11 protein-coding genes are annotated in these 15,865 nt (G+C 32.6%); all 11 read right to left on the minus strand.

Annotation, left to right across the window (positions count from 1 at the left end; genetic code table 11):
• Window positions 1-186: 186 nt before the first annotated feature.
• Window positions 187-927 (minus strand): PHP domain-containing protein, encoded by a 741-nt coding sequence (locus tag AACQ14_RS19160; protein WP_339365195.1) that lies wholly within the window; start codon window positions 925-927, stop codon window positions 187-189.
• 153 nt (window positions 928-1,080) lie between these two features.
• A complete protein-coding gene (locus AACQ14_RS19165) occupies window positions 1,081-2,733 on the minus strand; it encodes an ABC transporter permease (protein WP_339365196.1) in 1,653 nt (550 codons plus the stop codon).
• Window positions 2,733-3,812 carry an ABC transporter ATP-binding protein gene (locus AACQ14_RS19170; RefSeq protein WP_339365197.1) on the minus strand — a complete coding sequence of 360 codons (1,080 nt, stop codon included), beginning with the start codon at window positions 3,810-3,812 and terminating at the stop codon, window positions 2,733-2,735. The genes AACQ14_RS19165 and AACQ14_RS19170 overlap by 1 nt, the downstream gene beginning before the upstream one ends.
• 139 nt (window positions 3,813-3,951) lie before the next feature.
• Entirely contained in the window at window positions 3,952-5,043 is a 1,092-nt protein-coding gene (locus AACQ14_RS19175; protein WP_339365198.1) for an ABC transporter substrate-binding protein, read from the minus strand.
• A 564-nt stretch (window positions 5,044-5,607) separates the two neighbouring features.
• A complete protein-coding gene (locus AACQ14_RS19180; protein WP_339365199.1) occupies window positions 5,608-7,341 on the minus strand; it encodes a DUF4091 domain-containing protein in 1,734 nt (577 codons plus the stop codon).
• An 82-nt stretch (window positions 7,342-7,423) separates the two neighbouring features.
• Window positions 7,424-8,713, minus strand: coding sequence for an alpha-L-fucosidase (locus AACQ14_RS19185; RefSeq protein ID WP_339365200.1), 1,290 nt, complete (start codon window positions 8,711-8,713; stop codon window positions 7,424-7,426).
• A 241-nt stretch (window positions 8,714-8,954) separates the two neighbouring features.
• Entirely contained in the window at window positions 8,955-10,772 is a 1,818-nt protein-coding gene (locus tag AACQ14_RS19190; protein WP_339365201.1) for a glycoside hydrolase family 30 protein, read from the minus strand.
• Window positions 10,773-10,833: 61 nt separating this feature from the next.
• Window positions 10,834-12,345 carry an ABC transporter substrate-binding protein gene (locus AACQ14_RS19195; RefSeq protein ID WP_339365202.1) on the minus strand — a complete coding sequence of 504 codons (1,512 nt, stop codon included), beginning with the start codon at window positions 12,343-12,345 and terminating at the stop codon, window positions 10,834-10,836.
• 166 nt (window positions 12,346-12,511) lie between these two features.
• The gene (locus AACQ14_RS19200) at window positions 12,512-13,414 is read right to left on the minus strand and encodes a carbohydrate ABC transporter permease (protein ID WP_339365203.1); all 903 of its coding nucleotides are present in this window, start codon (window positions 13,412-13,414) and stop codon (window positions 12,512-12,514) included.
• Window positions 13,415-13,426: 12 nt separating this feature from the next.
• Complete coding sequence (locus tag AACQ14_RS19205; protein ID WP_339365204.1) at window positions 13,427-14,341, minus strand: ABC transporter permease; 915 nt, start codon at window positions 14,339-14,341, stop codon at window positions 13,427-13,429.
• A 149-nt stretch (window positions 14,342-14,490) separates the two neighbouring features.
• Window positions 14,491-15,687: a glycoside hydrolase family 130 protein gene (locus AACQ14_RS19210; RefSeq protein WP_339365205.1), complete on the minus strand. Its 1,197-nt coding sequence runs from the start codon at window positions 15,685-15,687 to the stop codon at window positions 14,491-14,493.
• Between the last annotated feature and the right edge of the window lie 178 nt (window positions 15,688-15,865).

Here is a 15,865-nt window from a genome sequence, read left to right on the forward strand (position 1 = left end):
TAAAATACAACTATTATACACGGGTTTTCACCGTACATTACGTTAATTGTGTGAGTTATAATTGTGTTGATATGTTATTGTATATATTTATTGTAGTCACCTTAATTATGATAAGATTAGTTGATTTTGGATTAGTTTGATGTAATGATAGTTTGGTTGATTTAGTTGTGGTTATAATGTTTCTTATTATTTTATGGTGTACATTTTTGTTTCGGGGATGTTAAGTTCGTTTATTATTGATAGGGGGTATTTTAGGTTGCATATTTCACTTTTTTTGTGGCAGTCGCTGCCTAGGGAAAAGAGAATGTTTTTCTTCAAGGCTTTTTTAAGGAAATTGGTGTTTGGTTCTTTCCATAGGCCGCTTATTTCTATTGCTACTTGATATTTTTCGCATAGAGTCAGTAGTTCTTCTTCCCATCTGTTGATGTAGTCGGTATCTATTAGTTGTTCGTAGAATGGTAGCACGGTGCAATGTCCTAGGATATCAACTTTGGTTCGTTGGAATGTTTTTGTTATGGTTTCAAGTATACCTTCTAGTATGTATCTGCAATCGGATGTTTTATATCTTTGTTTGTAGTTATCTCTGTGTCCGGCTCTGTATCCGAAATATTCGGATAACCAAGTACGTTGGTTTATGGTATCGTTGTAGGTATGTACACTTGATATTACATAGTCTAGTTTGCCTAATATTCTATCGGACCATTTAGTGTAGTCTCCTATGTTTGCCTCTACTCCTTTGTAAACATTGTATTGTTCTAATTTGTCAAGGTACTCCTCTATAGCACTCTCAGTAGTCATTTTAGAGCAGAAAACATGGTCAGAGATGCCGATCTTGTATCCTAAGCCATCTGCTACTTCCAGTATCTCTTCAACAGTGGCATCTCCATCCGAAAAAAGGGTATGTGTATGTAAATCTATTACGTCCATAATCACTGTTCCTTTCAAATATATATCATTTCCAAGTTATCTCTTTAATAAATTAAATTCATGTTATATTATATCTAATATATTTTAGCCACGCAATATACTTTTGCATATCTCCATTATTTACACGCACCATCCCAATACACATTTTACTATCTACATAGTTATTCCTTTACCACCAGATATCTTATTGAATATTAAAATAGATACAATAGTAGTAACAGTCAATATAGAAGCTAACGCCGCCGCAGTACCAAAACTTGCTCTGACAACTTCTGTATAGATAGCAACTGAAATAGTAGCCGTTTTACCAGTATACAGGATAACACTAGAACTTAATTCATTTATAGTAGTAATCCAGCTAAGTATCGCTCCTGATAATACTCCAGGTGCCATTAACCTTGCAGTTGTCTTGAAGAAAGTCTTCATTGGCGATACCCCTAGATTGATAGAAGCCTCTTCTATACTAGGATCTATCTGATATAATATAGCTGTACTCGACCTAATGGTATAAGGTAACTTTCTGATAACATATGCAATTATCAAAATCCATGCTGTACCAGCTAGCATAACTGGTCCTTTATTAAATGCTACGAGAAGACTGATACCAAGTACCGCTCCTGGAATAACATAAGGGAACATAATCAATATATCCAATAAACTGTTAACTTTTGATTTTTTTCTTACTATTAAATAGGATAGTAGTAAACCTGCAATAACCATTATTATGATAGCTATTGTTGAATATAGGAATGTATTAGATATATTAGTAGATAACTTGCTAATAATCATTTTATAGCTATCAAGACTGAAGCCTTTTACAAAGATAGGTCCATTAGTTTTTATAAATGAAGTTATGACAACCACAACTTGTTGAACCATAGCAATACCTGCTATAACCAAACAAAAAACTGTTAATCCTATTCTTTTACCTTTTGTTAATTTTACAACTTTAGGTGGTCTAAGTGAACTCATCATATAACTTTTTTTGGCAATCACTAGTTTCTGAACTAGGAGAATCGCTACAGCGCAAATGATTATAATAACACTTAACATACTTGCTATTGTAGCATTACCGCCGATTTCGCTCATATATTCTTCATATATTAGTACAGGCAGTACTTTATATCCTTCACCTATTAACATAGGTGTACCAAAATCAGCTAGAGAAGTCATGAATACCATTAATGCCCCTGCTGTTATAGTAGGTAGTATTAGTGGAAAAGTAATTGTAAATAGTTTCTTGATTCCAGATACCCCTAAGTTCTCTGCTGCCTCTTCAATTGATGAATCCATACTCTTGAGAGCTCCTGAAACAAAGAGATAAACATAAGGGAAGAACTTCAATGTGAATACTAATACTATGCCTGTCCATCCATATATAGTTGGTAATTCTATTCCAATATTTCTAAAGATATTGGTCAAGAATCCGTTTCTACCAAGTAATAATATCCAAGAATATGCCCCAATGAATGGTGGTGATAATAGGGATAGTATAATCATTATATTAATTAATGGCTTACCCCATATATTATAACGTGTAGTTATGTATGCCATTGGAAGACCTATCAATGTTGATAGAATAGTTGCTGTAATTACAACTGATAAACTATTAAAAAGTGTTTTATAATAATAAGGGTATTTGAAAAATTCTAAGTAATTGGCAAATGTAAATCCGCCTGTCTCTTGTGAAACAAAACTCTCTCTAAGCATTGAGAAGAAAGGATATATTAATACTACAGCTAATGTAGCGAATGCAATGATTCTTGTTACATTCCAGAAATTAAAGAATTTCCTTATTCTTTTCATTATAGGAGTACCTCCTCACCAGTGCTATCATAGATATGTATTCTATCAGAGGATAATATCAAGCTTACTTTATCACCGGATTTTCTTATATGAGATATGTCTTTTGTATATTCATTAACTTCAACAATCTGACCATTAGCAAGTCTAATTTCATAATTAATGAAATCACCTAGAAATGTACCGATGACGATTTCTCCATTCAATTCATCTTTTTTTGCATCTGTAATCATTATTTCTTCAGGTCTAGCGCCAACGATGACTTCACCTGTGTAATCATTCTTTAGATTCATATTAATGATCTTGTTGTTGATATTGATTCTAGTACCATTGGAATTTTTCTCTATCACTTTGCCTTTCAGATAATTAGAAGTACCTATGAAGTCACCTATAAAAGTGTTCTGTGGGTCTTTATATATTTCAACAGGTGTCCCTACTTGTTGAATTACTCCTAATTTCATAACTGCTATCCTGTCAGAAATAGCTAATGCTTCTTCTTGGTCATGTGTAACGTATATAGTAGTTATCTTAAGGTCTTTTTGAAGTTTTCTTATTATGGTTCTCATTTGAACACGTAATTTCGCATCAAGATTACTAAGTGGTTCATCCATCAATAATACATCTGGATGAATAACAATAGCTCTTGCCAGTGCGATTCTTTGCTGCTGTCCACCACTTAATTGTGATGGCTGTCTATCTTTGAATTGTGCCATTTGAACCATTTCCAAGGCTTCCATGACTCTTTTGTTAATTTCATCTTTATGTATCTTTCTAGCTTTTAAACCATATGCAACATTGTTGAAAACAGACATATGTGGGAATATTGCATAGTTCTGAAAAACCATTCCTATGTTTCTCTTATGGGCCGGAATATCATTTATCACTTTGTCTCCGAACGAGATATGTCCCCCATCTATACTATTGAAACCTGCAATCATTCTAAGTAGTGTTGTTTTTCCACAACCTGATGGACCAAGTAGTGTAAATAGTTCGCCTTCCTTAATAGTTAGATTAGCGTTATTTACTGCTTTGTAGTCACCATATATTTTTACGGCATTTTTTATGACAACTTGATGACTCATATTTGTTTCCTCCCAATATTCTTTTTTAGTATTTTTGTTTAGTATGATTAATCCACAAAAAGTAATTTGTACCTTCTTGCTTTTTGTGGATTAATCTTAGCATAACTATGATATTTTTATTTGAGTGATATAATCTATATTAATATTTTCCTATTACGATGTCTTTCCATTTTTTGATGATGTTTTCTTTGTTCTCTGATACCCACTCCAAATTATAATCTACTAATTTCATATCTGACATCTTAATTAAGTTATCAGCAGTCTTTACGTCATCACGAACTGGACGTGATGCAAAATTGTCTAATATGAATTGTTGAGTTTTAGCAGTAAGAACAAAATCCATGAATTTCTTTGCATTAGCTTCATTTTTAGCTCCTTTTATGATGGCAATACCATCTGGAACTGATGATGTACCTTCGCTTGGATACACAATACCTACTTCTGCTCCAGCATTTACATATTCCATAGCTGTTTTTTCAAGAGTCAATCCAACAGCATACTCTCCATCAGCAACACCTTTGTATACTCCTGATGAACCAGAGATTAGTTTTTCATCTAGATTACTGTAAAAATCTTTGATGAATTTCCATCCTTCATCTCCTTCGTTTTTATATGCAGTCAACATTGTTGCTAGAATTGTAAAAGATGAACCAGATCTTGTTGGATCGGCATATGCTATCTTACCTTTGTATTTTTCATCTAACAAATCACCCCATGAAGCTGGTACATCTTCAGGCTTAACGAGCTTTTTGTTGTACATGATAACCATTGGTAATGGGCTTGTACCAGTCCATGCATTTTCTCTATCAATAAAAGCAGCATCTACCATTTTGGCTTCTTCACTTTCATATGGTTCAAAATATTGTTTGAAGGCATTTAGTGATTCTGCTCCTCCACCCCACATAACATCGCCAAGTGCATTATTCTGTTCTGATTCGATTCTTTTTAATAATTCACCAGTACCTGCTGCAACAACTTCTACTTTGATTCCTGTTGTTTCTTGGAATTCCTTTACAATAGGATTAATCATATCTGCTTTATGAGGGCTATATACTACTAAACTATCAGTTTCATTTTCTTGTTTTGCATTTTCATCACTTGCTTTAATATCCTCAGTTGATTCTTTTACATTACTAGTATCCTTGTTGGTATTTTTCTCCTTATCTCCACAAGCTACTAAAGTAGTAACTCCTAATGCTAGAACCAATATTAATGTAATGATTTTTTTCATAATAATATGTCCTCCTTCATTTAATTAGATGAAATATACTCATATATAAGTTTATATATATAATATAAAGATTCTACAATTTCTACAATCCATTATTATGAACTTTTGTTTAAAATCATGAACTTTTTAGATATTATACTATTATCAAGTTATTAAACTTATATTTTATGTTAATAAAACCAATAATTCAAGCTGCAATTTAGCTGTTTTGTATATAATTAAGTTATGTTTAGTTTTTACTATTTCTACCTCCAGATTCAATTGTAAGATTTATTTTTAAATTAATTAATGCATTTTCAAAATAATCATTACTGCTATATTTATTATTTCTCCCACACTTAGTAATATACACAGTTGAATAAACTTATGAAACTTGAAGAAATATTAAAAAGCATTATACAGACAGAGGGGATTAAGTTTTTGCCATTCCTAAAAATAGTATGGATTTTATTGCAGCATCTGAGAATAAAAAAAAATGTACTTAATGAATTACATTTTCACAAGTAGCATTTTAAATGAAGAGACTGTCAGAAATTACTCATTTTCCGACAGTCCCTTAATGTATTAACTCAGTTTTTTCAGCATATGATTAATAATGTTATTATAAGCTTCATAGTCAAAAGAATATATCTCTTGGGGCTTTTTATAATTGATATCACTTAGACGCTCCCAATAAAAGACATCTTTTAACATATGATTTACTTCCTCTTTAGCATCAAAGGTGCTTACATAACGGTTAATAATTTCATAGTCCCTGATTCCTCTCTTAAGATTCATGTATCTTATGGTAAGTATAGGAATTCCATCTTTACCAGGATAGACAAAATTGGTATCCCCTGCCGGCCAATAGGGATACTTGATTGCAATTTTATTTAATGGGTCCTTAGGCCATGCGGTATAATTCCATCTTAAAAAACCATCTAAATCTAATACCCATGCTATCCAAGGAATTATGCGTGCTTCAATAGCTGGTGACTTAATAAATGTATTTGGATATTCTGGTCCACAGCATACATAATATGTAATTACTCCATCTACCTTCTCTTTAAGATCGTGTAGTTCTTCATACTTATCACATGTACATCCAAGAGAAGGGCAATAATCCACTACATGAGGTATATTTTCACCCATTAAATCAATATTATTAATAGCAACTTTATATTGAAACCCTTTTGCCATCTCATTGAATACACTTATTTTATTGATAAACTCATCCAGCTTTGCTGGTTCATCAGCAAGAATTCGAACCTTATGAATTAATCCTTTCTCTATAAAGAATTGTTCCAAAGCTTTTACATAACCAGCTAGCTCCTCTTTTTTTCTTATATAACGGAACAGATGCTGGTTTTCATCATAGTAGCGTAGTCGGATACCATCCTTTACATCCTCTATTATCCTACCGAAACCAACATCTTCAAAAAGCCAAATGTTGCTTAATCCAAAAACTTCTATTTCTTTATCAATACCATATTTTAAGCAAATATTAATATAGCGTTCCATAGCCGAAAAATCATACACCCACTGTCCCTCTTTTGAATAGACAATCCTTGCCATATTATATTCAAACAGATTAGAATCATCTATCTTGTTATGCATGGTATCTTGACCGGACCATGGCATTTCAGATACAATAACAGAAATAACTTTTTGACCTAGATTCGCTAAAGATTTAATGTAGTTTTCAATAATATCAAAATGTTCATCACTCCATAAATCCACATTATATTGCCTTGCTATATTGCTATTATGCTGCCATAAATCAAGATGGAACTGGTAATCTCTTGGATCATCTAAACTAATATCAAGGACTTCAAATTCATATTCAATCTCATGAATTAATACTTCATCCTCAAATAAATGTTTGTTATACAAAGAAATCATTGGTTTATAGATACCCTTTGGTATATGCTTATCAATAAAAATTTCTATCCATATAGCCTGTTCTTTTCCTGCTTCTACAATGATATTTTTTTGATTTAAAAGTAAATCAGATTTGTAGCAGCTATCATCATCTTGGATAAGACCTACCAAATGAACTTGAATATTTTCATTACTCATTCCATCTACATTCACTTCTACTCTTACTTCTTCAATGGTTCCTTTTGGATAAAAGGTGGTATCTTCATTAACACAAATCTGCATATCCTCATTGGATTTTAAAAGCAGTTGAGCTACTACCCAATCATTTTTACCACAATACTGCTTTTTAAACTCATTTTGATCATATGCTTTATCTTCAACAAGACTTCCATATATATATTTATAAGTTTCATCTTTCAACATATATTCTAAATTCATGCCTTCACCCTTTCCTATTTTCCTTTGTCCTTGTGTAAAAATAACTTGTATATTTTTTAATTAAATTATTTAACACCTTAGATTATTCTACTGATTGACAATAATAAATGCAAATATCATCTAATACTGCTTCCCCTGAGCTTTCAATAATTTCAATGGTTAATTCTTTTAATGATAGGGAAGGGAAATGACATATTGCCTTATGTCCAATATTATAGCCTTCATAAAGCAAAATTTCTTCACTTGCATAAGGATAGGGAGTTCCCTTTATAACAAACTTACGAACATGTTCACCATTCATTAAGTTTTCTTTAATGATGACATGATTCATTAAGATACCTTCCTCATTTTTATAAACATATTTATTTCCATCAACTAGAAATTCTTTCTTTGATGCCATAGGGCTGCTAAATCTTCTTTTAATTTCTGCACCAAATTCTAACAATCTCTTGCTATCTTTTTCAGGAACTAATCCCCTTCTATCTGGACCAATATTCATTAATAAATTCGTTCCTCTGCCTACAGAGTAATAGTAAATACCCATTAGTTCATCTAAACTTTTTATTGTATCTTCATCCTCATCACTATAGAACCAATTATCCTTACGTATACGGCAGTCGCATTCTGCTGGAAGCCATAAGCTGCCTTTTCCTCCTAAGTCGTCCATATCTTCTGTCTGAATAGAGAAGTGAACGCGATCCACTACGTTCCAACATGGTTTTGTTGCTACCCCTGATTCATTACCAATCCATCTAAAATCAGGATCACCCATACTAAATATTAGAATATTGGGTTGAAGACTTCTCACTTTTTTCGTTATATCACCCCAGTGATAGGTACATCTCTCCGATCCACATCCATCAAACCATATGAGATCAATAGCTCCATAATGACTCATCAGCTCCGATAACTGGTTGATAATATATTGATTATATTCCTGTTCACTCATGTTACAGTCAAAAATACTAAAGTCCGCAGGGGAATAGTAAAGCCCCGCCTTAATGTCGTATTTTTTACATGCATCAACAAATTCTTTTACAACATCACCTTTTCCATCTCGCCATTGACAGTTTTTAACGCAGTTATCTGTATAAGCAGAAGGCCAGAGACAGAATCCATCATGATGTTTAGTCGTCATGATAGCATATCTGAATCCTGCCTCTTTTACGGTTCTAATCCATTGTTCACAGTCTAAGTCTACGGGATTAAAGGAATGGATATCCATATTCTTACCATCCCAATCCACATGGGCTTCATTAAATGTACGAATACCAAAATGGAAAAATATACCTTGCTCTAAATCTTGGTATATCAATTGGTTTTTATTGGGTTTAATCATATCTAATCTCCTTTCCAAATGAGCTGATTTCATGTTATCAGCGGAAGAGCATCATTTCTCTTAAAAAAATAATATTATTACTCATTAACTTACTGCTAGTTTGTGTTCTCAAACATTACAGGAAGCATAGAAAAGGTTGATTTCATCACCCCTTGCATTTGATTTTCATTTTGGTGATGTAATCAACAATTTTTTTTAAAAGCAGAAGCATGGATACCTCTGCTTTTTATAAAATATTTTTTTCACAATTGATTCTTTTAACAGACTATTAGATTTACTCCTTATAAAATATCTTAACTTCCCCCAATTGTTTTTCCCATGCTCCAGCACCAGCAATCTCTATTTTCAGATAATTGGTCCCTGTAGGTATGTTTTCTAAGGGCATGTATGTTTTCTTCCTCCATACAATATCTGTCCATACACCGTCTGTGCTTTCATGTTGAATTTTTTGCCAATTCTCACCGTCAGAAGAGATATAGAAGTTAATGTCATCGTACGCTTTATAATGATACATTGTTGCTTCAAAATTATTTATATTGTTAACATGATAGATAATATTCTGATTCTCTTCATTCATCCTCTTAACTCTAGATGTATCACCATCAAATTTATTAGGATTCGTACTATCCAAGATCATTCCCTCTGAATGAGCATGGGTTTTACTCCAATCATCCAATCCATCAGTCAACGTTTGAATTTGACCTGTTGATCCATTAGCACCTGTGAAAGTGGTTACACTGTTAGGCGATAAATGAAGAGTGTATGTATTGTTACTATTGATATCATTAGCATAAATATTAGGACTTAGCTCTAAATTATTGTTAGCATTTGTAACATAAGGTGTTATATAAGCTGCACTAAAACCATCCGCCGACAACTGAACATCCACCGTACTATTGTTATCATTTATTGCTACGATTGCAAAATCACCTGTTTGAGGGTCTTTATACGCGGATAAATAGACCCCACTTGCAGGATTGGAGGATGATGTGTTAATACGAACATACTCAGGTCGAATAAAACGGCTGTAATTGCCTAACGTATATAGAGCTTTTCTTGCTTCATATGTATTATTTTCTATATCAATATAGACTAACCCCTCTGAAACCCTAGACCCAACTGCACCTAACCAATACAAGTAAGCATTTGCTTCTGCCTTTGTCATAAAGTCATGTACATTTTTAGCCCAATATAAGCCATCATCTATATCCGTTTTCAATTCTCCTGTATCAGAAACCTCTGTCATCCATAATTTTTTATTGTGCTGTTTTGGAGAAGACAAATATTTAACTGGGTATAACCATTGCTGATAGCTATGCATACCAACAATATCTAAATTAGCACAGGCGGCAGGATCCTCTAAGGTAGGTTTAATGTCCCTATCTCTCCAAAATGCTGATTCATTGGCTATGACCTTCACATCATTGATTCCATGACTAGAAAACGCTTGTTTGATGTAGTCACGAATAAAGGTCTTAGTTTCTTCACCTGACCAAGTACAGCATTGCCAAGAAACGATGATATCTGTGATAGGTTCAGGTTCGTTTGAAATAGATATACCATAAAAATCCAAACCATAGTTCTCCTCGTATTGTGTTATATAATTGGCTAGATACTCTGCATAATCATCGTAACATTCATATTTTAGCTTTCCACCATTAATGCTGTTTTCTGTTTTCATCCATAAGGGAGGTGTCCACACGGTGCTTATTAGCTTATCCACATTGTATTGATTCTGGGCTTGCTGCATAACCCATGCTTGTTCAAAACCAACAGTAGGATCATAGACCCCTGGTTCAGGACAGAAATCCCATAACACTTCTGTTCGAAGAATAGAGGCTCCCATACCATCTGTCCTTGAAAAAAGTATATCTAACACTTCTTGCCTTGTAGAATCTTCAAGGTTGTATAGATTTGTTGCCTGATTGCCTGTCTGTGAAAAACCGAACCCATCAATCTCCTGTCTCACATCGTCCCAATATATTGTTACATTACTCTGTGCATAAATGATGTGACTTGGTGTCATTATTAATGAAACGAACAAAAAAGCGGCCCCCATAATTAAAGCTTTTAACCTTAGATATTTCTTCATTAATAATACCTCCTCTTTTATTTTAATGAATCCATATTATTTTTTTTGCAAAATATTGAGTTTATTTCTTGTTAGCTAAGAATTCATCAACTTGTCGTTGTTTTTCAGCGATTATTTTTTCTGAACCATTAGCTTTTACTTTTTCAAGATACTTTTTAACACCTTCCTCAGGCTCCATAACACCGACAGCTAAAGATGTGGAAAATTCATCTCCAACGTTTTTGCAGGCAGCAATTTCTGATTTAACACTTGAGCTGTCAAAGGAAAAACCTAATAATGGGGATTGCTCCGCAGCTTCATTAAATGCTTTGAATTGCTCCCATTTATCTTCAGCTTCTTGTACTCTTAAATAGTTCAAGAATTGGTTTTGGAACATCCATTGTGATGATGGATAATATCTACTTGTTTGAGCTGTTACTCCTTCAGGAAAATCAATGACATTCTCTTTTACTTTAACATAATGGACATCTTCTATACCAAAGTTCAACAAGTTATTTAAAAATTTATCAGTATTTAATAGCTCTAAAAACATCATACATCTTTCTGGATTTTTACTTGTTCTTGAAATGGCTATCATTGAACCTGTTACATCTTCTGTTGTTGTTTTAATTTTCCCTATAGGGATACCGATTAATTCAACACCTAGCTGAGTTGACATTTCAGCATCTTTACCTGGTTTATAGTTCATATAAGTGGCGAACATATTAGGGACACTCTCTTGAGCTGTGATGGCATCTTCATTGATATAACCTTTATTATTCCATTTATAAGCTAATTTTAGCATGGCCATATGTTCCGGCTGTTCTTCACCATATTCTATTTTTCCTGTTCTAGGATTATAAACTCCAAGAGTTGAACCAACTGCATCATTTAAATTATTAAATTGAGGCAATCCCATTCCATTGCAATAATAAGGATAGATTCCTGGTTCATTTTCTTTGATAACCTCTAGCATAGGCTCCAAAATGGGTTCAAAATCATCCATAGATTTAATTTTACTTATATCAAAATTGTATTTGTCTACGAGGTCTTTTCTGAAAAACAAACCTCTGGCACTTGCTATTTCTTTATTGGTTGGAAGGGCATACAATTCATTGTTAACTTTAGGACCTTCAAAGAGTGCAGGATGTAATAATTCCTTTGTTTTTGGTGCATATGTATCAATTAAATCATTTAATGGCACAAATGCTTTTTTAGAAACATTTGTATAATATTCATACCAAGATGCAGTGAATAACATATCTAATTCATCACCTGTAGCCATCATTAAATTGGTTTTTTCTAAATAAGCCGACCATTCGATAGGATCAAGATCAATTGAAGCATTTATCTTATCTTTCAAATACTCATTGATTGCCTCTTCCACCATGACCTCGTCTTTTTGAGGAGAGCCTGGATAAGTAAGCTTTATGGTGACATGTTCTAATTCTTCTCCTTCTGTTCCACTATCTTTTGTTTGCTCATTTGATTGGCCACTTGGTGCATTACTTTCTTTTGTATCGACCTTTTTCCCACAAGCAGTCATTGATAATGTTAAAATGATAACTAACATTATTGTAACTATTTTTTTCATAAATAACTACCTCCACTTCGTTTTTATAAAGATATATATGGAAATTTGCATAATCGTTTTTAATGTCCCCTCTAAGAGTGGTTTGACACTAAAGAAGTACTCACCCTTACAGTTAATAAAGACAATTATACAAACTTCTGTTTAAATAATTACTTATGTAATTATTTCAACCTTTGATTGAACCTATGGTCAACCCTTTAACAAAATATTTTTGAAAATAGGGATACGCTAAGGCAATAGGCCCTATTGCAATGAGTACCATTGCAAATCTAACGGTTTGCTTGGGTAATACACTTAGCCCTATGTCTTGCGATGAATTCTGACCAAATTTTAATAGGTACTGTACATTCATGAGAGCTGTATACATAGTATATTGTAAGGTATATAATTTTTTGTCTGATATGTATAATAAACTTGAAAACCAATCGTTCCAATAAGTCAAAGTATCAAATAATGCTATTGTTGCTATGGCAGGCTTGGAAAGAGGTAATACCATTTGGTAAAAAATCCGAAATTCACTGGCACCATCGATTTTTGCAGATTCTAATATAGACTTTGGGACACTCTGTTGATAAAAAGTCCTAACAATTAAAACGCTAAAAGGACTCATCATTAAAGGTATAATTAATGCATAAATGGTATTTTTCATGTGAAAGACTTGTGTATTGAAAAAATAAGTTGAAACAAGCCCTCCATTAAAAAGCATTGTAAAAAATATATAGAATGTAAAAAATTTTTTTGCTGGAAAATCATTTCGTGAAATGGGATAGGCATATAATGCTATGCATAACACACTAAGAAACGTCCCTACTACCGTTGCAAATATGGATACACCATATGCCCTTGCTATACTTGTTATATCTCGAAATAAAAATTTATAAGCCTCTAAACTGAATTCTTTAGGAATAAAATTGAATCCATGTAGTATGATTTCATTTTCACTGGTAAAGGAAATACCTAAAATTAGTAATACAGGTGCAACGCATATAATGGAATATACAATAAAAAAAACATTTAATATTACGTTTGACCGATTAGATATAGCGTTTATTCTTGCTTTTTTACTCACAATAATACCCTCCTAAAATAATGCACTTTCTGAATCAATTTTCTTAACGATCCAGTTTGTTGTCAATACGAGTATAAATCCAACAAGGGATTGATACAATCCTGCTGCTGCTGCCATACCTAAATCACCTAAATTCATCATTGCACGATAGACAAATGTGTCAATAACTTGAGTTGTTGGAAATAAAGCTCCAGAATCCATAGGAACATTATAGAACAAACCAAAATCAGAGTAGAATATTTTGCCTATTGCCATTATGGTTAATATAATCATAATAGGTTTAATGCCTGGTAATGTAATATACTTTATTTGTTTCCATTTATTAGCCCCATCAATGGTAGCTGCTTCATATAACTCTGGAGCAATACCTAATATAGCGGCTAGATATACCACCGTTGAATAGCCTAGATACTTCCAAGTATTCACAAATGTTAAAATAAGCGGCCAATATTTAGGTTCAGCATAAAAATTGATTTTGTCTATACCTAATGCAGTCAACATCTTAGTGTTTAAAAATCCATTTTCCATTCCCAAGAATGCTAATACCATATAGGCTACAACCACCATTGATAAGAAATAGGGAAAGAAAAATAAGCTTTGATAAACTTTAGCTGCAAATCGATTTCTGATTTCACTAAGAGCAATAGCAAAAGCTACTGCCAAAAATAATCCTAAAAATATAAAAACCAAATTATATAATAAAGTATTTCTTGTAATCAATAAAGCATCATTTGTTTTAAATAAAAATTCAAAATTTCTTAACCCAACCCAGGGACTACCGAACAGGCCATCCGCATAATTCATATCTTTAAAAGCAATAATTATTCCTCCCATAGGTAAATATCGCATGCATAATACTATAATAAATCCTGGGAGCATCATGAGATAAAGGGGATAATATTTCAAGTGTTTCTTTAATTTTTTCATTTAGTCACCTCTTTTGTTATTGAGATAATGGCATAATAAAGCACTTTAGGCTCTTTAACCTTTATCTTAGTTAAATTATATATTTATCCTGAAATAAGTAAATTCAAATATCTATAATTCAATTTAAATATCTATAAATTTACTAAAGATTAATTTTTAAAACAATGAAGCGTTTCCTTTTGTAACTCTATGTTTTTGTTAATTAATGATAAGCGTTGCTTGACACAATCCAAAGAACGAAAGGCATCCGACGGTGTCTGAAATGTAAAATCCATTAATTTTTCTAGAGTCGTTACTGCAACATGAATTCGTGTATCACTTGATGCATAATAAATATAGACTTCATGACGCTCATTGACAATGACACCATTACAAAAAATAACGTTGGATACATCTCCGATTCTTTCACTATCATATGGAGCAATAAAATATCCACCCGGCTTTGCTATTATCCTTTTGGGATTTTGTAGACTTGTTGCAAATGCATATAAGACATACCGTAAACCTGCTGCTGTATTTCTTACACCATGAGCTATATGGATCCATCCTTTATCCGTTTTAATGGGAGCTGGTCCTTGACCATTTTTAATTTCATAGACTGTATGATATTTTTTTTCATTAATAACCGTTTCTTCTTTGATTATTGGATTTAATATATCCTCACATAATCCAAATGCAATACCGCCGCCTGAACCAGTGGAAATAAATCCATCTTGGGGCCTAGTATAGAATGCATACTGGGAGTTAACAAACTCAGGATGTAAGACTACATTTCTTTGTTGTGGTGAAGGTGTTTTAATATTAGGGAGTCTTTCCCATGTTTTTAAATCTTTTGTCCGAACTAATCCAGCCTTAGCGATTGCTCTTGATGTATCTGATTGAGACACTTCTAAATCTTTACTTTCAGAGCAGTAAACACCATAAATCCACCCATCTTCGTGTTTAACCAGCCGCATATCGTACATATTGGTTTCTTCTTTATCCACATCTTCCCAATATATTGGAGCATTAATAAAGCGAAAATTATCTATACCATTATCACTTTCTGCAACAGCAAAAAAAGATTTTCTATCAAAACCCTCTACTCGACATACGAGATAATATTTGTTATTTAAGTAGATAGCTGCGGGATTAAATATAGCATTTACCCCTAATCTTTCTAAGAAATGGGGATTACTTTCTTTGTTCAAGTCAAACCGCCATTGTAGAGGTATATGATGTCTTGTAAGTACAGGATACTTATATCTATCATATATACCATTATAAAAATCTTCATTTTTCACATTAGTTCTTCTTATTAATTTTTCTTGTTTTTCTAAAAGTTCATAGTATTTTTCATGTATCATTTTGTAGTATCCTTTCTATTCATTATTTCAATACATGTAAAGAATAAATATTAAGAATTTTATGAGATAATGCGTCTTTCCCTCTTCTTTCTTAAATTATATAGACTTATCAAAATAAGTAAATTTCAATTCCTATGATTTCATTAAAATATCTACACAACCAAAAGAATGTTTACTA

Origin of the sequence: Vallitalea maricola (assembly GCF_036985595.1) — a bacterium.
GTDB lineage: Bacteria > Bacillota > Clostridia > Lachnospirales > Vallitaleaceae > Vallitalea > Vallitalea maricola.